The sequence below is a fragment of the Streptomyces mayonensis genome, from assembly GCF_018982965.1.
GTDB lineage: Bacteria > Actinomycetota > Actinomycetes > Streptomycetales > Streptomycetaceae > Streptomyces > Streptomyces mayonensis.
Genome location: NZ_JACBYP010000003.1, coordinates 136,445 through 156,151, shown reverse-complemented (window position 1 = coordinate 156,151; position 19,707 = coordinate 136,445). Strand labels below are relative to the sequence as shown.

18 protein-coding genes are annotated in these 19,707 nt (G+C 71.6%); 7 read left to right on the top strand and 11 right to left on the bottom strand.

The window, feature by feature from the left end; translation table 11 throughout:
• The first annotated feature begins 237 nt into the window (after positions 1-237).
• Positions 238-735: a MarR family transcriptional regulator TamR gene (tamR, locus tag HZS56_RS02150; protein ID WP_064728313.1), complete on the top strand. Its 498-nt coding sequence runs from the start codon at positions 238-240 to the stop codon at positions 733-735.
• On the opposite strand, the gene HZS56_RS02145 is transcribed toward tamR, so the two are convergent.
• A complete protein-coding gene (locus tag HZS56_RS02145; RefSeq protein WP_216718904.1) occupies positions 694-1,461 on the bottom strand; it encodes a LuxR C-terminal-related transcriptional regulator in 768 nt (255 codons plus the stop codon). The genes tamR and HZS56_RS02145 overlap by 42 nt on opposite strands.
• Positions 1,462-1,766: 305 nt before the next feature.
• On the opposite strand from HZS56_RS02145, the gene HZS56_RS02140 reads away from it, so the two are divergent.
• On the top strand, positions 1,767-2,267 hold the full coding sequence (locus HZS56_RS02140) for a GNAT family N-acetyltransferase (RefSeq protein ID WP_216718903.1): 501 nt from the start codon (positions 1,767-1,769) through the stop codon (positions 2,265-2,267).
• Here the strand turns inward: HZS56_RS02140 and HZS56_RS02135 are convergent.
• Positions 2,245-2,589: a MerR family transcriptional regulator gene (locus HZS56_RS02135; RefSeq protein ID WP_216718902.1), complete on the bottom strand. Its 345-nt coding sequence runs from the start codon at positions 2,587-2,589 to the stop codon at positions 2,245-2,247. The two genes, HZS56_RS02140 and HZS56_RS02135, sit on opposite strands and share 23 nt — an antisense overlap.
• A 112-nt stretch (positions 2,590-2,701) precedes the next feature.
• Here HZS56_RS02135 and HZS56_RS02130 point away from each other — a divergent pair, with 112 nt between their 5' ends.
• Entirely contained in the window at positions 2,702-3,598 is an 897-nt protein-coding gene (locus HZS56_RS02130) for an NmrA/HSCARG family protein (RefSeq protein ID WP_216718901.1), read from the top strand.
• A gap of 85 nt (positions 3,599-3,683) precedes the next feature.
• Here the strand turns inward: HZS56_RS02130 and HZS56_RS02125 are convergent, their stop codons facing one another.
• Entirely contained in the window at positions 3,684-4,604 is a 921-nt protein-coding gene (locus HZS56_RS02125) for an alpha/beta fold hydrolase (protein ID WP_216718900.1), read from the bottom strand.
• 202 nt (positions 4,605-4,806) lie between these two features.
• Positions 4,807-5,268 (bottom strand): MarR family winged helix-turn-helix transcriptional regulator, encoded by a 462-nt coding sequence (locus HZS56_RS02120; RefSeq protein WP_216718899.1) that lies wholly within the window; start codon positions 5,266-5,268, stop codon positions 4,807-4,809.
• 184 nt (positions 5,269-5,452) lie between these two features.
• On the opposite strand from HZS56_RS02120, the gene HZS56_RS02115 reads away from it, so the two are divergent.
• On the top strand, positions 5,453-6,676 hold the full coding sequence (locus tag HZS56_RS02115) for a cytochrome P450 (protein WP_216718898.1): 1,224 nt from the start codon (positions 5,453-5,455) through the stop codon (positions 6,674-6,676).
• 68 nt (positions 6,677-6,744) lie between these two features.
• Positions 6,745-6,945 carry a ferredoxin gene (locus HZS56_RS02110; protein WP_216718897.1) on the top strand — a complete coding sequence of 67 codons (201 nt, stop codon included), beginning with the start codon at positions 6,745-6,747 and terminating at the stop codon, positions 6,943-6,945.
• Positions 6,946-7,177: 232 nt separating this feature from the next.
• Here HZS56_RS02110 and galK read toward each other — a convergent pair whose 3' ends face one another.
• The 3 genes from galK to galT form a co-directional block, all read right to left on the bottom strand.
• Positions 7,178-8,341, bottom strand: coding sequence for a galactokinase (gene galK, locus HZS56_RS02105; RefSeq protein ID WP_216718896.1), 1,164 nt, complete (start codon positions 8,339-8,341; stop codon positions 7,178-7,180).
• A gap of 167 nt (positions 8,342-8,508) precedes the next feature.
• Positions 8,509-9,471 (bottom strand): UDP-glucose 4-epimerase GalE, encoded by a 963-nt coding sequence (galE, locus tag HZS56_RS02100; protein WP_216718895.1) that lies wholly within the window; start codon positions 9,469-9,471, stop codon positions 8,509-8,511.
• Positions 9,468-10,529 carry a galactose-1-phosphate uridylyltransferase gene (galT, locus tag HZS56_RS02095; protein WP_216718894.1) on the bottom strand — a complete coding sequence of 354 codons (1,062 nt, stop codon included), beginning with the start codon at positions 10,527-10,529 and terminating at the stop codon, positions 9,468-9,470. The genes galE and galT overlap by 4 nt, the downstream gene beginning before the upstream one ends.
• Before the next feature lie 227 nt (positions 10,530-10,756).
• Here galT and HZS56_RS02090 point away from each other — a divergent pair, with 227 nt between their 5' ends.
• Entirely contained in the window at positions 10,757-12,445 is a 1,689-nt protein-coding gene (locus HZS56_RS02090) for a sodium:solute symporter family protein (protein WP_216718893.1), read from the top strand.
• Positions 12,446-12,466: 21 nt separating this feature from the next.
• Positions 12,467-12,775: a hypothetical protein gene (locus tag HZS56_RS02085; RefSeq protein ID WP_216718892.1), complete on the top strand. Its 309-nt coding sequence runs from the start codon at positions 12,467-12,469 to the stop codon at positions 12,773-12,775.
• A 198-nt stretch (positions 12,776-12,973) separates the two neighbouring features.
• Here HZS56_RS02085 and HZS56_RS02080 read toward each other — a convergent pair whose 3' ends face one another.
• The 4 genes from HZS56_RS02080 to HZS56_RS02065 all read right to left on the bottom strand — a co-directional run bounded on the left by HZS56_RS02080 (position 12,974) and on the right by HZS56_RS02065 (position 19,665).
• Positions 12,974-13,654, bottom strand: coding sequence for a helix-turn-helix transcriptional regulator (locus HZS56_RS02080; protein WP_216718891.1), 681 nt, complete (start codon positions 13,652-13,654; stop codon positions 12,974-12,976).
• Positions 13,655-13,868: 214 nt separating this feature from the next.
• Positions 13,869-15,677 (bottom strand): outer membrane protein assembly factor BamB family protein, encoded by a 1,809-nt coding sequence (locus tag HZS56_RS02075; protein WP_253913565.1) that lies wholly within the window; start codon positions 15,675-15,677, stop codon positions 13,869-13,871.
• A 58-nt stretch (positions 15,678-15,735) separates the two neighbouring features.
• Positions 15,736-17,562: an outer membrane protein assembly factor BamB family protein gene (locus tag HZS56_RS02070; RefSeq protein WP_216718890.1), complete on the bottom strand. Its 1,827-nt coding sequence runs from the start codon at positions 17,560-17,562 to the stop codon at positions 15,736-15,738.
• A gap of 291 nt (positions 17,563-17,853) precedes the next feature.
• Positions 17,854-19,665, bottom strand: a complete 1,812-nt coding sequence (locus HZS56_RS02065; RefSeq protein ID WP_216718889.1) for an ABC-F family ATP-binding cassette domain-containing protein — start codon at positions 19,663-19,665, stop codon at positions 17,854-17,856.
• Positions 19,666-19,707 lie beyond the last annotated feature (42 nt).

The window sequence follows — 19,707 nt, the reverse complement described above, 5'->3', positions numbered from 1 at the left end:
AGCCGGGGCGGTCGGGCGGGAAAGGCGATCGAGCGGTCGGGGGCCGCGGGAGGTCGGGGTGGGAGAGGCGGTCGGACAGGCGGATGGCGGAAGGCCGGGCGGGTGGCGGGAAGGCGGGCGTACGGGGCGGGAACGGCCGCGGGGAAGAGATACCCACCCTCGCCCGCAACCTATCTCGATGTCAAGACAGTTGATGTCAAGAGACTTCACGTCGACACAACCACTACACTGATCGCCATGGAGGACGAGGTCGATCGGCTGGTCGCTGCGTGGCGCCGGGAGCGCCCGGACCTCGACGTGGAACCGCTCGAGGTGCTGAGCCGTGTGAGCAGGCTCGCCCGGCACCTGGACCGTGCACGCCGGCTGGCCTTCTCCGAACACCAGCTGGAGCCCTGGGAGTTCGACGTGCTCACGGCCCTGCGCCGCGCGGGCACCCCGTACCAGCTCTCCCCCGGCCAGCTCCTCACCCAGACCCTGGTCACCTCGGGCACGATGACCAACCGCATCGACCGCCTGGCGAAGAAGGGCCTGGTCGAGCGGTTGCCCGACCCCAGCGACCGGCGCGGTGTGCTGGTCCGGCTCACGGACGAGGGCCGGGACCGCGCGGACCAGTCCCTGGCCGGGCTGCTGGCCCAGGAGCGCGCCATCCTGGCCGAGCTGTCCCGGGCCCAGCGCGGCGAGCTGGCGGCTCTGCTACGCCAGCTGACCGCCCCGTTCGACAACATCCCCGGATAGGTCGGCGGGCCCGACCCCGGCCCGGCGGGCCAGTGCGACGGCGGCGAGGGTGCTGTGCACGCCCAGCTTGCCCAGCACGTTCTGCATGTGGGTCCGCACGGTGTGCGGGGACAGGTACAGCCGTTCCGCGACCGCCTTGCGCCCGAGCCCGGCGACCATGCAGCGCAGCACCTCCCGCTCCCGCGGCGTCAGCGACTCCACCAGCCGCTCGCTCTCGGTGCGGTGCTTGCGGGCGGCGGTCAGCTCGCGCAGTACGCCGGTGAGCAGGGCGGGCGGCAGATGCGTCTCGTCGCGCAGGACGCCCCGTATGACGCTGAGCAGCCGGGACAGGGAGCAGTCCTTGGCCACCCACCCGGAGGCCCCGGCGCCCAGTGCGAGCGCCGCCCGCCGGGGGTCGTCCCGCTCGGCGAGCACCACGATCCGCGCCCCGGGCTGCGCCGAGCGCACCCCGGCGACCAGCGAGATCCCGTCCACGAGCCCGTCCTCGTTGCCGTCCCGCACGGGCACGGCGGGCCGCGCGCCGGGCACATGGCCGCCCAGGTCGGCATCGACGAGCAGCACGTCGAACCGCCGCCCCTCGGACGCGGCCCGCTCCATGCAGCGCAGGGCGGCCGGACCGCTGCCGGCCGCTGAGACGTCCACGTCGGGCTCGGCGGCCAGGGCGGCGGCGAGCGACTCGGCGAAGATGCGATGGTCGTCGACGACCAGGACTCGGATACGAACCACGAAACCCCCTCCCCCGAGCTCCTCGAGGAGCAGGGGATACCCATCGTCTGTCCGTCCTGAAATGACGACACCGGCACCGGCACGGCGCCCGAAGCCCCGTGTCCGGCTGTGCGCCCGGTACTCCGGGACGGGTCGCCGCAGCCGCACGGCCGCCGCCGTGCAGTAAGTGCTACCCCCGCCCCGGGCGCCGTACCCGGCTGTCTCGCCCCCTGAACGGCACCGGCCCCCACCGGTGCTGTCCATCAGAGTACGGGCGGGCGCCGGGAGCGGAAGGCTATTTGCAGAACTGACAGCCCGGCGCGTTTATGGTGAGCCGCATGTTTCGTCTCGTGACAGAAGTGGACAGGGCACGGCGCGATCTGCTGCGCACCCGCCTCCGGGAGACGAACACGGCTGCCTCCTCCGTCCTGCGCTCCCTGCGCGGTACCCCTCACGAACGCGAATTCCCGCTGCACGTGTGGGTGCTGGACGGCACCGGCGCCCTGGCGGGCGGTCTCGTCGGCCACACCTGGGCGACCTGGCTCCACGTGACGTACCTCTGGGTCGAGGACGTGCACCGGGGCTCGGGCCTGGGCTCCGCCCTCCTCGACGAGGCGGAGCGCACCGCCCGCGCCGAACGCGGCTGCACCGCCGCCCGCGTGGAGACCTGGGACTTCCAGGCCCCCGGCTTCTACACGGGACGCGGCTACGACGTGATGTGCGTGATCCCCGACTACCCTCCGGGCCTCACGGAGTACACGCTGGTGAAACGGCTGGGCCCCGGCGCACCGGCGGCCGGCGCGCCTACCGCCCGTGCGCCTCGGTGATGCAGGCGTCGAGGCGGTCGCGGGCGTCCCGCAGCTCCGTCATCCGCCCGTCGAGGCGGTCGCGGGCGGCCGCCAGCAGCTCCAGCAGCTCGGGGGAGGGCGCCTCGCCCGGTTCGGCGAAGGGCAGGATCTCGCGAACGGTCCTGCTGGGCAGGCCCGAGGCGTAGAGCCGCTGGATCACCGCGACCCGTTCGACGGCTTCCTGCGGGTACTGGCGCTGGCCGCCCGGGGTCCGGGTGGAGTGCAGCAGGCCCTGCTGCTCGTAGTAGCGCAGCGCCCGGACGCTCACCCCCGCCTTCGCGGCGACCTCTCCGATCCGCACCCGGGCCTCCCGACTCGGTCCCTCGCGCAGCGTTTGCCCCTGACGCCGACGTCAGGTTCTAGCGTAGCGAACACGGCACGAGCCGCCCCTTTTCCACCTGTGGAGTACGTCTGTGACCAGTACCGGTATCGGAGAGACCGTCGTCGTCCTGGGGGCCACGGGACAACAGGGAGGGGCGGTCGCGGCGGCGCTGCGGGCCGACGGCCGGACGGTGCGCGCGGTGGTGCGCGACCCGTCCGGCAGCCGGGCCCGGGCCCTCGCCGCCACCGGCGTCGAAACCGTCCGCGGCGACCTCGGCGATCCCGGCTCGCTGCGCGCGGCCTTCTCGGGAGCGCACGGCGTCTTCAGCGTCCAGCCGAACTCCGGCCAGCCGGACGCCGGAGTCGGCGACGAGGACGAGGTCCGCTTCGGCACGACGGTGGCCGACGCCGCCGTGCGCAGCGGCGTCGCCCACCTCGTCTACAGCTCGGCGCTCACCGCGGGCGCGGTGACGGGCGTTGCCCACCTGGACACCAAGCACCGCATCGAGGCGCATGTGCGGAGCCTGGACATCGCCGGCACGGTCATCCGCCCGGCCACCTTCATGGAGATCCTGCTGTCGCCGGGCACCGGCCTCGGCAAGGGACAGCTGTCCTTCCTGACGCGCCCCGAGCGGGCCATGCAGTTCATCGCGGTGCGCGACATCGGCCGGATCGCCGCCGCGGTCTTCGGCTCACCCGACCGGTACGCCGGCCGCACGATGGAGATCGCCGGTGACGCCCTCACCGGTGAGGCCCTGGCCGAGCACCTGACCCGGGCCGCCGGCCGGCCGATCGGCTACCGCAGGCTGCCCGGCCGGGACGGCGTCCTCGGCAGGCTGGCGGCACTCGTCGACGACGGCAGGCTGGCGGGGAACGCCGACCTCGGCGCGCTGCGCGCGGAGTTCCCGTTCCTGCTCTCCTTCGACCAGTGGCTGAAGGGCCCCGGCGCGGGCCCTCTCGTGCAGGCGCTCCGGCCGACGGGCGCCTAGGACGTTCGCTGTGCGACGGGGAGTGGCCCCGGGTCGTGGCGGGGGAAGCCACGGCCCGGGGCCGGTCTGCGGGACGGGGGCGGGGTCAGTGCTGGTGGGCGGCGCGGTGGGTGACCTTCTGTACGGCCTTCAGGGCGAGGTCGGGGCGGTCGGTGTGGATGTAGTGACCGCTGCCCTCGGCCGTGGTGAGCCTGCTGTGGGTAGAGATGCGCTGCCACTCCCGCTGGCCCTCGGCCCACATCGTCTCCAGGGCGGGCCCGTACTCGGGGACCTCGGCGTACTGCGACTCGTGCTTGAGGATCTCGACCGGGATGTTCCCGGCGGAGCGGACCGGGCCGTCGGCGATGACGAACTGCTCCGGGTTCTGGCCCTCGTTGGCGGCGATCGCACCGTCACGGACCTGGGCGGGCACACCGGTGGCGTCGGCGGGGATCGTGCGGTTCATGTCGCGGGTCAGGTGCGGAATGGTGGCGTCGAGGAGGACGAGGCCCTTGACCCGGTCGGTGTGGCCGGGGGCGTAGCGGGCGGCGATGTAGCCGCCGAGGGAGTGTCCGGCCAGGACGACCGGGCGGTCCCCGGCGAGGCGGTCGAGGACTCCGGTGAGCAGGGCGCCGGTCTCGTTCATGGTCTGCAGGGTGCCTGCCTCGGGCTTGTCGCTGGCGCCTTCGCCGAGGCGGTCGTAGGAGCAGACCCGGTTGTGCCTGCTCAGCGACTTCTGGAGCGCGGCCATGTTGTCCAGGCCCTCGCCGCCGCCCGCCATCAGCATCACCAGAGGCTGACCGCGGTGGGCCCGGCCGGAGCAGGAGACGTTGACGGTGTGGCCGTCGACGCGGATCTTCTTGGTGCCGGTGAAGTCGGTGCCGGTGAAGGAGGCCCCCGCGGCGGAGGAGGAGGCGACGGTGCTGGTGGTGGCCTCGGCCTGCTCCCCGTTGAGGGCGAGTCCCGCGCCGGCCGCGGTGCAGGCGACGGCGATCGCGGCGGTCGTCTTGGCGAGGGTGCGGAACACGGGAGCCTCCAGCAGGCAGGAGTGGTGGGAGTACGGGGCAGGTGCGGGGTCTTTCCCGGCCGGCCGGTTGTCGTTCCCGGCGACTGATGAGGACTCTATGGATCCGGCGCCCCGCGATCGTCACCCCGCGGTGGACATCTGCGCGTAGCTCCCCCGGGGGACAGGCCCCCTCACGCACCGCCCTTCCCGGTGTCCGCGCGGGTCAGCGCGGCCAGGGACGCCCGGTGAGGCGTTCGATGTCGGTGTTGAACTGCTGGAGGTCCTCGACGAAGCGCCGGAGCCGGTCCGCCGGCCAGTCGGCGAGGACCTCGGAGAGGCCGGAGGCGATGGCCTCGCGGTCGGCGTGCAGGCGCTTGAGTCCCTCGGCGGTGACGCGGAACTTGCGGGCCACACTGCCGTTGGGATCCAGCGTCCGCTCCACCAGTCCCTCCCGCAGCAGCGCCGCGGTCTGCCGGGTGAAGGTCGACGGGGCGAGCCCGAAGGCCTCGACGAGGTCCGGCACCGACATCGGACCCTGCACCTCCAGGCGGCTGAGCAGGACGTAGGCGCTGCGGTCGAGCGCGTCGCCGCTGCCGCGCACCCGGCGCGGGGAGGTCATCTCCATGTGCCGGGTGAGGATCAGGAACTCACGCTCGACGCGGTCCCCGGCCTGCCGTGGGTCCATGCCGTCCTCCTCAGGGCCTCGGGGTGCCAGGTCGTGGCGCCCACCACCCTATGTCCGCACCGGAACCGGTCCGTCCCGGACCCGGATCCGACCCTTTCGAAAGTGCATCATGCACTTTTACTGTATGGTGCACTGCGCAGGTTCTCCAGATGGACGCCCCACCGCCTTTCCGAGGAGACACACGATGACCGAACAGGTCGTACGTCTGCCCCTGAGCACCGACACGGCGCTCGACGCCCCCGCCGAGTGGGAGGAACTGCGCGACCGGTGCCCCGTCGCGCACGCCTCCCTGCCCAGCGGCGACACGGCGGTCTACCTGACCCGGTACGAGCACGTCAGGAGCCTGCTCTCCGACGCCCGCTTCGTACGCCCCACCGCGAAGGACAACGCCGCCCGGGTGGCGCCCGGCGGCGTCGGCGGTGCCGCCGCCACCGGCAGCAGCTCCGCCCTGCCCGACCGCGGGGAACCGCACCGGCGCTGGCGCCGCCGGGTCGGCAAGTACTTCACCGCCAAGCGGATGGCCGCCCTGCGCCCCGGCATGGCCGCCATGGCCGAGGACCTCGTCGACGCCATGGTGGAGCGGGGCGCCCCGGCCGACCTCCGGGCGGGCCTGGGCTTTCCGCTGCCCGTCTACGTCATCTGCGACCTCCTCGGCGTCCCGGCCGAGGACCGGGAGCGCTTCTCCCACTGGTCCGACACGTTCCTGAGCGTGACCCGCTTCAGCGCCGACGAGATCCGCAGCGCGCACGAGGAGTTCGTCGCCTACATGGCCGGGCACATCGCCGCCAAGCGCGCGCAGCCCGCCGACGACCTGCTCAGCGCGCTCATCCAGGGGAGCCCGGACACCGAGGACGCCGACGACGCCGAGGGCCTGAGCGACGACGAGCTGGTCGCCACCGGCATGGGTCTGCTCGTCGCGGGCCACGAGACCACCGCCAACATGATCGGCAAGATGGTCTCGATGCTGCTCGACGACCGCAGCCGCTGGGAGCAGCTGCTGGCCGACCCGGCGCTGGTGCGCACCGCCGTCGAGGAGGCACTGCGCTTCGACGCCAACCTCGGTTTCGGCGTGCGCCGTTACATCAGCGAGGACATCGAGATCGACGGGCAGCTCGTGCCCGCGGGCAGCACCGTGGTGTGCAGCATGCCCGCCGCCAACCGCGACGAGCAGGCGTTCACCGGCGCGGACGACATGGACCTCTCCCGCCTGCCCAATCCCCACCTCACCTTCGGCGCGGGACCGCACTCGTGCCTCGGCCAGGCCCTGGCCCGCACCGAACTCCAGGTCGTCCTGGAGACGCTGCTCACCCGTCTGCCCACGCTGCGTCTGGCGGTCCCCGTCGCCGAGCTGCGCAAGACCGAGGGCCTCCTCGTGGGCGGCCTGCGCGAAGTCCCCGTCGCGTGGTGACCCAGGTGTCGCCTGGTGACCCCGGTCCGACGGACCGTCCGGAGCAGCGAGAGCGAGAGGAACGCCCCATGAAGCTCAGCGTCGACGAGGACAAGTGCTGCGGCGCCGGTGCCTGCGTCCTGGCCGCCCCCGAGGTCTTCGACCAGCGCGACGAGGACGGCGTAGTGATGCTGCTGGTGGACACGCCCGGCACCGACCAGCACGCCGCCGTGCGGGAGGCCGCGGCGATGTGCCCCGCCGGGGCCATCGAGGTGACGGAGACTCCCTAGGGACACCTCGGGTCCCCCGGGCCCTCGGGACCACCGGGCCAGGGACCACCGGGCTTTGGGGATCCCCAAGGGCCCCCGGGGATCCCCAAGGGCTTCTGGGCCCCTGAAAGGCCCAAAAGGACCTCCTGGGCCCCCTTGGGACCGCGGGGACCCCTGGCCCCCTGGGACCCCTGAGCCCCCTGGGACCCTGGCCCCTGGCCCCTGGCCCCTGGCCCCTGGGCCGGAACAGCCGTCACCCCACGCGCCGGGCCCCCGCCGAAGGCACCGCCTCGAAGGTCCGTGGCGTCTTGAAGGCCGCCGCCGCGAAGGCGTCCCGCACCGCCTCGGTGACGGGCTCCACGTCGGCGGCCTCCACCAGGACGATCGCCGAGCCGCCGAAGCCGCCGCCGGTCATCCGGGCGCCGAGGGCGCCGGCGGCGAGGGCCGTGTCGACGACCAGGTCCAGCTCGGGGCAGGAGATGCGGAAGTCGTCGCGCAGCGAGGCGTGGCCCTCGACGAGGACGGGGCCGATGGCGCGGGTGTCGCCGGACTCCAGGAGCGAGACGACGCGTTCCACGCGCTCGTTCTCGGTGACGATGTGCCGGACCAGGCGGCGGATCTCCTCCTCGTCGCCGAGGCGTTCGAGGGCCGCGTCCAGGTCGGCGTACGGGACGTCGCGCAGGGCGTCGACGCCCAGGAGCGCGGCGCCCTTCTCACAGCCGGCGCGGCGCTTGCCGTACTCGCCCTCGCTGTGGGAGTGCTTGACCCGGGTGTCGACGACGAGCAGGCGCATGCCCTCGGCGGCGAGGTCGAAGGGGATCTGCCGCTGGGAGAGGTCGCGGGTGTCGAGGAACAGGGCGTGGCCCGCCTCGCAGCAGGCGGACGCCGTCTGGTCCATGATGCCGACCGGGGCACCGACGTAGACGTTCTCCGCACGCTGGCACAGGCGGGCGAGCTGCCGGCCGCACAGGCCCAGGGAGTAGAGGTCGTTCAGGGCGAGGGCGACGACGACCTCCAGGGCCGCCGAGGAGGACAGCCCCGCGCCCGAGGGGACCGTGGAGGCCAGGTGGACGTCGGCGCCGGTCAGCTCGTGGCCCGCCTCGCGCAGCGCCCAGACGACACCCGAGGGGTACGCGGTCCAGGCCTTGTCCGAGCCGGGGGCCAGGTCGGCGACGCGCAGCTCGACGGGGCCGGCCCCGATGTCCGCCGAGTGCAGGCGCAGGATGCCGTCGTCGCGCCGGGAGACCGCCGCGACGGCCGTGTGCGGCAGGGCGAAGGGCATGACGAAGCCGTCGTTGTAGTCGGTGTGTTCGCCGATGAGATTGACCCGGCCCGGCGCCGCCCACACCCCCTCCGGCTCCGCTCCGTACAGCTCCCGGAACCGCTCGCCGACGGTCTCCGCGACAGCCTCGCCCATGCCCTGACCCCTCGTACTTCCGTGACTTGGTGGGTACCGGCCGAGCACCGGCCGGTACGTGCCGGGTACCAACCGGCGCTGACCGGTACGTGCCGGGCAGCAGTACTGCCCGCCACGAGCCGGGTACCAACCAGTACTGCCCGGCACTGACCGGTACCGGCCGTGTCCTAGCCGGCGCGTCGCTGCGCGAACTCCCACGCGTCCGACACGATGCCCGCGAGATCCGCGCGGGACGGGTTCCAGCCCAGCTTCTCGCGGGCGGTGTCCGCCGAGGCCACCAGGACCGCCGGGTCGCCGCCCCGGCGCGGGGCCACGACCTCGGGGATCGGGTGGCCGGTCACGCGGCGGACGGTCTCGACGACTTCGCGGACGGAGAAGCCGTTGCCGTTGCCCAGGTTGCAGATGAGGTGCTCGCCCGGCTCGGCGGCCGCCACGGCCAGCAGGTGGGCGTCGGCCAGGTCCGCGACGTGGATGTAGTCGCGCACGCAGGTGCCGTCCGGCGTCGGGTAGTCGTCGCCGAAGACGGAGATCGCGTCGCGGCGGCCCTGTGCGACCTGGAGGACCAGCGGGATGAGGTGCGACTCGGGGTCGTGGCGCTCGCCGCAGTCGCCGTACGCGCCCGCGACGTTGAAGTAGCGCAGCGAGACCGCGCCCAGGCCGTGGGCGGCCGCCTCGCCGGTGATCATGTGGTCGACGGCGAGCTTGGAGGCGCCGTACGGGTTGGTGGGCTTCGTCGGCGCGGACTCGACGATCGGGACCTGATCGGGCTCGCCGTACGTGGCGGCGGTGGAGGAGAAGACCAGGCGCCGCACGCCCGCGGAGCGCATCGCCTCCAGGAGGGCCATGGTGCCGCCGACGTTGTTCTCCCAGTACTTCTCGGGCTTCACGACCGACTCGCCGACCTGGGAGAAGGCGGCGAAGTGCAGGACGCCGTCGAAGGAGGCGTCCAGCCACTTGGCGGCGTCGCGGATGTCGCCCTCGACGAAGGCGGCGCCGGCCGGGACGCCCTCGCGGAACCCCGTGGAGAGGTTGTCGAGGACGACGACCTCGTGGCCGGCCTCCAGCAGATGCTGGGCGACGACACTGCCGACATATCCGGCCCCGCCGGTCACCAGGTACTTCCCGCTCATGAACTCGCTACCTCTCGCAGTCGCTCGGCCGCGCGCTCCGGAGGCACGTCGTTGATGAACACGTTCATGCCGGACTCGGAGCCCGCGAGGAACTTCAGCTTGCCGGACGTACGGCGGATAGTGAAAAGTTCCAGGTGGAGCGCGAAGTCGTCCCGTGTCACGCCCTCGAATTCCTCCAGGTGTCCGAACGGTGCCTGGTGCCAGGCCGCGATGTAGGGCGTCGGCGGCTCCCCCGCGCCGAAGATCCGGTCGAAGCGCCTCAGGAGTTCCAGGTAGACCTCGGGGAATTCCGTGCGCGCCGCCTCGTCGAGGCCGAGCAGGTCGGGCACCCGGCGCTTCGGGTAGAGGTGCACCTCGTACGGCCAGTGCGCGGCGTACGGCACGAACGCCACCCAGTGCTCGCCCTCCAGGACGACCCGCTCCCCGTCCAGCTCCTCCGCCAGTACGGCGTCGAACAGGTTCTCCCCGCCGGTGGCGTCCTTGTGCGCGGCGAGTGAACGCAGCATCAGGGCGGTGCGGGGGGTGGTGAAGGGGTAGGCGTAGATCTGCCCGTGCGGGTGGCCCAGGGTCACTCCGATCTCGGCGCCCCGGTTCTCGAAGCAGAACACCTGTTCAACGGAGGGCAGATGGGACAGCTCGGCGGTGCGGTCCGTCCAGGCGTCGAGCACGAGCCGGGCCTGTTCCTCGCTCAGGCCGGCGAAGGAGGCGTCGTGGTCGGAGGTGAAGCAGACGACCTCGCAGCGGCCGGAGTCGCCGGCCAGCGAGGGGAAACGGTTCTCGAAGACCACGACGTCGTACGACGAGTCCGGGATCTCGCTCAGGCGGTCGCCGCGCGAGGGGCACAGCGGGCACTGGTCGGCCGGCGGGTGGTAGGTGCGGCCCTGGCGGTGCGAGGCGACGGCGACCGAGTCGCCGAGCAGCGCGTCGCGGCGGATCTCGGAGGTGGTGACCGTCCGCTCCAGCGGGCGGCGGTCCACGGCCTCGCGGACGGTGTCGTCGCGCAGGTCGTAGTAGACGAGCTCGCGACCGTCGGCCAGCCGGGTCGAGGTCTTCTTCACTGCCGGACTCCTCTGCGCCACGCGCTCTGCGTCACTCGATGAACTCACTCCACCACTCAACACAATCCAACATAACACATCACAACCCACCACCCCCAGCACCCGCCCCCGCACCCTCCACACCGATCATCACAATCAAACAAATTTCATTACCGGAAGTGTTCAAATACTGAACGCGGAGGCGTAGGTTCCGCTCCGGATCAGTTCGCGAACGAAGCGAGTGCTTAATGCAAACCCCCACACACCCCACATACCTAGCGGCAGAGCTTCGACTCCCCACCAACTGGCTCGACTACACGATCCTGGGGATCTACTTCCTGGTCGTCCTGGGCATCGGCTTCGCCGCCCGCCGCTCGGTCAAGACCAGCCTGGACTTCTTCCTGTCCGGCCGCTCGCTGCCCGCCTGGGTCACCGGCCTCGCGTTCGTCGCGGCCAACCTGGGCGCGACCGAGATCCTCGGCATGGCCGCCAACAGCGCCCAGTACGGCGTCTACACGACCCACTGGTACTGGATCGGCGCCATCCCGGCGATGGTCTTCCTCGGCCTGGTGATGATGCCGTTCTACTACGGCTCGAAGGTCCGCTCGGTCCCCGAGTTCCTGCTGCTGCGCTTCGACAAGGCATCCCACCTGCTGAGTTCGGCCCTGTTCGCCGTCGCGGCCATCCTGATCGCCGGCGTGAACCTCTACGCCCTCGCGATCGTCGTCGAGGCGCTGCTCGGCTGGCCCGAGTGGGTGGCCATCGTGGTGGCCGGCTTCTTCGTCCTGGCGTACATCACCCTGGGCGGCCTCTCCTCGGCCATCTACAACGAGGTCCTCCAGTTCTTCGTGATCCTGGCCGGCCTCATCCCGATCACGATCCTGGGCCTGAAGAAGGTCGGCGGCTGGGACGGCCTGTCCGACTCCCTCTCCGCCAACCACGGCTCCGACTTCATGACGGCGTGGGGCGGCACGGGCATCGGCAGCGACAACCCGCTGGGCGCCAACTGGCTGACCATCGTCCTCGGCCTCGGCTTCGTCCTCTCCTTCGGCTACTGGACGACGAACTTCGCCGAGGTGCAGCGCGCCCTGTCGGCGAAGAACCTCTCGGCGGCCAAGCGCACCCCGCTGATCGCGGCCTTCCCGAAGATCTTCATCGTGTTCGTGGTGATGATCCCCGGCCTGGTCGCCGCCGTCCTGGTCCCGAAGATCGGCACGCCCGGCTCGGACCTCCAGTACAACGACGCGATCCCGTACCTCATGCAGCAGTTGCTGCCCAACGGTGTCCTCGGCATCGCGGTGACCGGTCTGCTGGCCGCCTTCATGGCCGGCATGGCGGCGAACATCTCCTCGTTCAACACCGTCTTCACCACCGACATCTGGCAGAAGTACGTGAAGCAGGGCCGCGAGGACGCCTACTACGTGCGCTTCGGCCGCCTCATCACGGTGATCGGCGTACTGGCGTCGATCGGCACGGCCTTCCTGGCCTCGTCGTTCTCGAACATCATGAGCTACCTCCAGACGCTCTTCTCCTTCTTCAACGTGCCGATGTTCGTCGTCTTCATCATCGGCATGTTCTGGAAGCGGGCGTCCATGAAGTCCGGCTTCTGGGGCCTGGTCGCGGGCACCACTGCGGCGATGGTGAACTACTTCGTCATCTACAAGCAGGGCATCATCGACATCCCCTCCGACCAGGGCGCCAACTTCGTCTCCGCGATCGCGGGCTTCGTCGCCGGCGCGGTGGTCATGGTCGCGGTGTCCCTGTTCACCAAGCCGAAGCCGGTCACCGAACTCCAGGGCCTGGTCTACGGCACCACGTCCCCCGGCATGTCCGAGGCGCCCTCCGAGGGCGACGACGCGTGGTACCGCAAGCCGGCGCTGCTCGGCTGGGGAGCCGTCGTCCTGGCCGCCGCCTGCTACATCCCGTTCTCGTTCTGATCGCGGGAGGATTGAGAGAACATGTCTGATTCCTACTCCGACAGGAACGTCCACGAGGAGGTCTCCGAGCTGGAGACCAAGTCGGTCACGGCCGCGCGGCTGTTCGACATCCGGCGGATCATCGGCGGGCTGTTCGTGGTCTACGGCGTCATCGTGACGATCGCGGGCTTCGTGGCGTCCGACAACGACATCGACAAGGCGCAGGGGGTGAACATCAACCTCTGGACCGGGCTGGGGATGCTGGTCCTGGGCCTGTTCTTCCTGGCCTGGCTGAAACTCCGCCCGACGGCTCCGCCGCCGCCTCCGCTGGAGGAGGGGACGGAGGACTGACAGCCGCCGCTGCGGGCAATCGTGCCTCCCCCAGTGCCTGAACGGCCTGGGAGGTGCCCCCAGGGCGGCACGGGTGGGCGCAGCGGCACCCCGCAGCGCCGGGCTGCGCACCCACCCCCCGGCCAACACCCACGCCGGGGACCCGGGAGACACCGAGCCCAGCGCAAGGGCCCGCAGCTGGGCCCCGCCCGGCGCCCCTCACCCGCCGGAGGCAGAGGCGGCGGCCCGGTCCAGCAGCCCCGTGCGGGCCGCCAGGGCCGCCGCCTCCAGGCGGGAGCCCACGCCCAGCTTCATCAGGACCCGCTGGACATGCGTGCGCGCCGTCGAGGGCGCTATGCCCATGCCGGCCGCGATCAGCCGGGTGTCCTCGCCGTCGGCGACCCGCACCAGCACCTCCACCTCCCGCGGCGTGAGCATCTGCAGCAGCCGCTGCCCCTCGTCGTCCGGCTGCGCCGCCGGGTTCAGCAGCTCCCCGAACGCCCCCTGCAGCAGCGCAGGCGCCACCGCCGCCTCCCCGGCCCGCGCCTTCATGATCGCCCGCTCCACGCCCTCTATGCGCTCGTCGTGCCGGACGTACCCCGACGCCCCCGCCGCGAACGCCGCGGCGATCCCCCGCGGGCTCGGTACCGGCCCCAGCACCAGCACCGCCACCTGCGGACGCTCCCGCTTGATCCGTGTCACCGGGTCGAAGATCCCCGGCTCGGCCGGCACCGCCGTCCCCAGCAGGCACACCTCCGGCGCCCTGCTGATCACCAGCTCCGCCGCCCCCGCGGCCGGTGCCGCCGCGGCCAGCACCCGGTGCCCCCTCAGTTTCAGCGCCGAGGCGAGCGCCTCGGCGAGCAGTCGGTGATCGTCGACCACCATCAGCCGTACTCCCATGGAGCAACCCCCCAGTCACCCAAACCCGGCATGCCCACGGAAGCTACACGCTGGGCCGTCCTCGCGCTGCCCCTACCGGCGATAACCGCCCCCCGGAACGCCGAAAGCCGCATCCGCACGCCCCCACGCCCAGCGGCGGACGTGCGACGGCCCCGCCCCCGCGAGGACGGGGACGGGGCCGCGAGGCACCGGAGCGTTCGGGGACGGGACGGGCTCAGCCGCCGGCGCCGAAGCCGATCGCCAGGTACTCCTTGTCGCCCGTGCTGGACGGCTTGCTGGCGTACACCTGCGACATGTACAGGCGCCCCTGCGCGTAGCGCAGCTCCGAGTAGTCCGGCGACATACTGGCCTCCACGTCGCGCACCGCGTCGGTCGCGGGGTTCTCCAGCAGCGTCGTCTGCTTGAAGGAGGCGCCGTCGATGCTCACGACCTGGCCGCCCTTGTCGTACGGCGGGCGCTTGTACGCGATGACGTTGCCGCCGTCCATGCGCAGCGGGGTGATCGTGTAGTTGTCGCCGGAATCCGCGCGCTGGCCGGTCTGCTTGCCGGTGGTCAGGTCGAAGGCGACGACCTCGTTGGCCTGGCCGTAGGACTCCCCGGAGCCGTCGTGCTCCTCGGTCGGGACGTAGAGCTTGCCGTTGCCGGCCGCGAGGCCCGTGCAGCTCTCGATGCGGGTGATCGTGTCGCAGCGGGCCGCGTACTGGTCACCGGGGGCCGAGATGCGGGTGAGCAGCTTGCCGGTCTTGTTGTCGATGGAGAAGAAGTCCGAGATGCCGCTGCCGTCACCGGCGGAGTCGCCGACGTCGGCGGCCACGACCAGCGGCTCCGTCGACACGATGCCCGCGTACTCGATGCCCTTGGCCATCTTGTACTCGGTGATCACCTTGCCGCTCTTCGGGTCGATGGTCTGGATGTGCAGTTCCCGGGCGTCGTACGAGCCGCACTTGCGGACCGCGACGAGCTTCTCGCCGCCGCCGTAACCGGCGTCGTAGCAGGTGTCGGTCGTCTTCGGCGACCAGAGGATGTCGCCCTTGGCAATGTCGAAGGCGACGCCGCCGTCGGTGCTGCCGGCCGCCACGGTGTCACCGCTGATCGTGACGTTGCCGAAGGAGATCGGCTCCTCACCGGCGGTCTTCGTCCACACCTTCTTCCCCGCGTCCAGGTCGAGGACCGAGACCTGGGTGCAGCCGTGCGAGGGCTCCGCCTTGGTCGGCATCGCGGGCTGGTGGATGATCGCCGTCTTGTTGTCGTCGGTGACGTGCTCGGTGACGGCGCACACCGGGCCCTCGAGCTTGATCGACCACGCCTTGCTGCCCTTGACCGGGTCGTACCCGACGACCTCGGCGATGCCGCTCTTGGCGTACACCTTGTCGGTCAGCCAGGAGCCGGAGACGACGACGCTGCTGTCGTCCTTGCTCACCTCGGGCATGGGCACCTGGAAGAGCACCTTGGAGGCCGGGTCGGCGGGCGCCTTCTCCTTGCCGCCGGTGGCCTTGCCGCCGTCGCCGCCCTTCTCCTCCGTGCCGCCGCCCGTGCCCCCGCTGGAGCCGGCGGTGTCCTTCTTGCCGTCGTCGTCGCCGGAGGAGGCGTACCAGACGCCGCCGCCGACGATCAGCGCGATGGCGACGACGGCGGACACGATGATCGCCACCTGCGCGTTCATCTTCCGGCCGCCGCCCGGCCCGCCGGCCTGGGCCTGCATCGGCACGGTCGCCTGCGGATAGCCGTACCCGGGCTGCTGGCCGGGCTGGCCGTACGGCGGCGTCGGCTGCCCGTACGGGTTCGGCTGTCCCGGCTGCTGGCCGGGGTACCCGTAGCCGGGCTGGGGCTGCGGCGGTGCCTGCGGGTAGCCGTACCCCGGCTGCTGGGGCGGCGGCCCGGCGGGCGGGGTCGGCGGAGCGGCGGGCGGCGGTGTCTGCGGGGCGGACGGAGGCGTCTGCGGGTAGCCGTACCCGGGTTCGGGCGCCTTGCCGAGGCCCGGACCCGCGGGCGGCGTCGGCGGCTGCTGCGGTGGCTGGGTCATGGCGTGAGTACCTCGGAGAGCGGGGACGACGGAGGACGGAACGGACGGGAGAAGAAGGTCACTTGCCGTAGGCCAGCATCAACTTCTCCTTCGACTCGTCTTTTCCGCTCAGGCGGGTGCTGGAGATGTAGAACCGCCCGTCGACCCAGTCGACTTCCTTGGAGTAGAAGCTGTTCTCGATGTCCGCGGTGCCCTGCGGGTTCTGCAGCAGCTTGCTCGGCTTGTGGCTGTTGCCGCCGGTCGGGACGGACACGATCTGGCCGCCCGCGTCGTAGGACGGCTGGACGTACGCGATGAGCTGGTCGCCCTCGGCCTTCAGCGGCACCATCGACTCGTCCGCGGGGGACTTGGCGCGCCACTTCTCCTTGCCGGAGGCGAGGTCGACGGCGACGATCTCGTTGGCGCCGCTGGTCGCCTCGGTCGGCAGGAAGAGCGTGTTGTCGGCGACCGTGACGCCCGTGCAGCCCTGCAGGTCGCGCTCCATGATGGCCCAGCCGCACTCGGGGGCGAAGTCCTCGTCGACGCCGACCTGTTCGAGGACCTTGCCGCCGGAGGTGAAGGTGGAGATGTTCCAGACCTTCTTGTCCTCGTTGGTGGCGTAGACGACGAGCGGGTCGACGGAGTACGCGCGCTCGACCCGCCAGCCCTTCTCGTACTGGTACGTCCACAGGACCTTGCCGGTCTTCGGGTCGAGCCCCTGGACCTCGTCGTGCTCGTTGTCGCCGCCGGCGCCGCAGGAGGCGACCTGGACCAGCTTGTCGGCGCTCCCGGCGAATCCGGCGGGGAAGCAGGCGTCGCCGTACTTCTTCTTCTCGTACAGCTTCTTGCCGCTGGTGACGTCGTAGGCGGTGCCGGACTGGGAGCGGCCGATCATCATGGTGTTGCCGCTGAGGGTGAGTTCGAGGGAGAGCGTGGAGTCGAACAGCTCGCCGTCGTCGACCTTCCCCGTCCAGCCCTTCGCGCCGGTGGCGAGGTCGATCTCCTGGAGCTGGTTGCACTTGGCGCGGTCGCTGGAGCCGCTCATGTAGGCGACGACGATCTTGTCGGCGGCCGTCTTCTCCCGGGTGGCCGCGCAGATCTTCTCCGGGAAGGCGACCGGGTCCCAGGCGGGCTTGCCGTCACCGACGTTGTACGCGAAGACCTGCTTGTACGCCGCCTTCACCGCGGCCTTGTCGGTGATCCACATGCCCTCGGCCTCGGCGCCGGAACCGGGGGCGTCGGGCGCCTCCTTGTACCAGAGCACCTTGGCCTCGCCGGCCTGGCGGCCCTCGTTGAGGTCCTCGGGGTCCTCGCCGCCGTCACCGCTGCCGTCACCGGGGTTGACCGGGGCACCGCCCTTGGAACCGGAGGGCTTCGGGTCGTCGCTCTGACCGGCGACGGACGGCTTCTTGTCCTCGTCGTCACCGCCCGAGGTGACCGCCCAGACGCTGCCGCCGATGACGAGCAGCGCCGCGACCGCGGCGGCGATCGCGAGGGCGGGCTTGCCCTTGAACGGGTTGCGGGAGCCGGACCCGCCGGGCGGCGGGGTGCCGGGCGCGCCCGGGTACTGCGCCTGCGGATAGCCGTAGCCGGGCTGACCGGGCTGCTGGCCGTAAGGACCCGGCTGCTGGGGCTGGGCGTACGGGCCGGAGCTGTACGGACCGGGCTGGGCGTACGGTCCGGACTGGCCCGGCTGACCGGGCTGACCGGGCTGACCGGGCTGCTGCGGATAGCCGTACCCCGGCTGCTGCGGCGGCGGACCGGACGGCGGGCCCTGCGGGGGCGGCGGCGTCTGGGGCGTGCCCTGCGGGGGCGGCGGGGTGGGTGCCCCGAAACCTCCTGGCGGTGGGTCCTGCGGTGCTCCGAAGCCACCCTGGTGCGGCGGCTGATTCGGCGGCTGGCTCATCAGCGCGTTCCCCCTTATTACTCACTGATTTTTAGCCACGCCCCGGGTCACGCGCTGGTCCCGGAGTCGTCGAAGGCGATCGTTCCACATGCCTCGGACAGTCCTCGGACAGTCCTCGGACGGCCTTTCTATCACCCGCGGCCGACCCCCCACCGGGCCGCGTCCACCCCTGTTCCCAAGGGAGGACCGGCCCGTGATGCCTCTGTTACGCGCCTTCACGCGGCCTTTACACCACCCGCTCCCCCTGCCCGCAAGGTGACGCGCGGGCGGGGCGGAGCGGACACGGAGGGCTCAGGCGTCCTCGGCGAGTTCCAGCCAGCGCATCTCCAGCTCCTCCCGCTGGCCCACCAACTCCCGCAGTTCCGCGTCGAGTTCGGCCACCTTCGCGAAGTCCGTGGCGTTCTCGGCGATCCGCGCGTGCAGCTTTGTCTCCTTCTCGGAGACCTTGTCCAGCTGCCGCTCGATCTTCTGGAGTTCCTTCTTGGCGGCGCGCACGTCGGCGGCGCTCTTCTCGGGACCGGCGGTGGCGGGCTTCGCGGCGGCCGGGGCGCTCGCCGCGGCGGCCTCCTCCATCCGCTGCCGCCGCTCCAGGTACTCGTCGATGCCGCGCGGCAGCATGCGCAGCGCGCCGTCGCCGAGGAGGGCGAAGACCCGGTCCGTGGTCCGCTCGACGAAGAACCGGTCGTGGGAGATGACGACCATCGAGCCGGGCCAGCCGTCGAGGACGTCCTCCAGCTGGGTCAGGGTCTCGATGTCGAGGTCGTTGGTGGGCTCGTCGAGGAAGAGCACGTTGGGCTCGTCCATGAGGAGCCGCAGCAGCTGGAGCCGCCGCCGCTCGCCGCCGGACAGGTCGCCGACCGGCGTCCACTGCTTCTCCTTGCCGAACCCGAAGGTCTCGCACAGCTGCCCGGCGGTCATCTCGCGTCCCTTGCCGAGGTCGACGCGCTCCCGCACCCGCTGCACGGCCTCCAGGACCCGCCAGTCGGGGTCCAGCTCGGCGACCTCCTGCGACAGGTACGCCAGCTTGACGGTCCTGCCGACCCGCACCCGCCCGCCGGCCGGCTGCTCCTCGCCGTCGCTGCGGGCGGCGTCGGCCATGGCGCGCAGCAGGGAGGTCTTGCCGGCGCCGTTGACGCCGACGAGGCCGATGCGGTCGCCGGGGCCGAGCTGCCAGGTGACGTGCTTGAGCAGCACCTTGGGTCCGGCCTGGACGGTGACGTCCTCCAGGTCGAAGACGGTCTTGCCGAGCCGGGACGACGCGAACTTCATCAGCTCGCTGCTGTCCCGGGGCGGCGGCACGTCGGCGATCAGCTCGTTGGCGGCCTCGACGCGGAAGCGCGGCTTGGACGTCCGCGCGGGCGCCCCGCGCCGCAGCCAGGCCAGCTCCTTGCGGACCAGGTTCTGCCGCTTGGTCTCCTCGGTGGCGGCGATGCGCTCGCGCTCGGCGCGGGCGAAGACGTAGTCGGAGTAGCCGCCCTCGTACTCGTAGACGTCGCCGCGCTGCACGTCCCACATGCGGGTGCAGACCTGGTCGAGGAACCACCGGTCGTGGGTGACGCAGACGAGCGCGGACCGCCGCTCGCGCAGGTGCCGGGCGAGCCAGGAGATGCCCTCGACGTCGAGGTGGTTGGTGGGCTCGTCCAGCACGACCAGATCCTGGTCCTCGATCAGCAGCTTGGCCAGCGCGATCCGGCGCCGCTCACCGCCGGAGAGCGGCCCGATCACGGTGTCGAGCCCCTGTGGGAACCCCGGCATGTCGAGGCCGCCGAACAGCCCGGTCAGCACGTCGCGGATCTTGGCGTTGCCCGCCCACTCGTGGTCGGCCAGGTCCCCGATGACCTCGTGCCGGACGGTGGCGGCGGGGTCGAGGGAGTCGTGCTGGGTGAGCACGCCGAGCCGCAGCCCGCCGGAGTGGGTGACCCGGCCGGTGTCGGGCTCCTCCAGCCTGGCCAGCATCCGGATCATGGTCGTCTTGCCGTCGCCGTTGCGCCCGACGACGCCGATGCGGTCCCCTTCGGAGACGCCGAGCGACACGCCGTCGAGGAGTGCACGGGTGCCGTACACCTTGCTGACGTTCTCGACATTGACCAGATTGACGGCCATTTCTCTCCTGACTGGGGGATCGATCAGCCTTCAAGCGTAGGC